A 436-nucleotide genomic window follows, 5' to 3' on the forward strand; every position below is an offset into this window, starting at 1 on the left:
GGGCTTAAGGGACATTTCGTGTGGATAAATCGATACGGATTCCCGGGGCAGCCTGGGATAATGCAGTGATCTTGATTCTAAATTGGTTCCAACAGCCTGATCGGTGAAATCAACACCGGATAGTCCTAGGTCTGTGGTAGGTAAGCCGCGGCTGGAGCGGTTAGGTCAATTCCTATGGTGACGTCCGCACCGAAGCCCCTGTACATCCACTGGACCTAGCCAGGCATCAAGAGTTTGGACGCAATGGGGAGAAGCGGCATACGCGGCCTAGACGAAAGAAGAGCTCACACGACGCGGCCACCCAGACGGGCGACCTGCCACATTCGACACCCATATCGACAACGAGTGGAACCCCAGCTTAGGCATAAGAAAAGGCTGGGCCGGACGCTCCTAAATCCACACGAAATGTCCCTTAGTGCGACACGCCGCAAATCCA

1 pseudogene is annotated in these 436 nt (G+C 55.0%); it reads left to right on the top strand.

Annotation, left to right across the window (positions count from 1 at the left end):
- Positions 1–188: 188 nt before the first annotated feature.
- Positions 189–394, top strand: a pseudogene (locus HMPREF2760_RS12550) (IS256 family transposase); the annotation flags it as partial.
- Positions 395–436 lie beyond the last annotated feature (42 nt).

The sequence above is a fragment of the Corynebacterium sp. HMSC065D07 genome (assembly GCF_001810695.1).
GTDB classification, from domain to species: Bacteria; Actinomycetota; Actinomycetes; order Mycobacteriales; family Mycobacteriaceae; genus Corynebacterium; species Corynebacterium hesseae.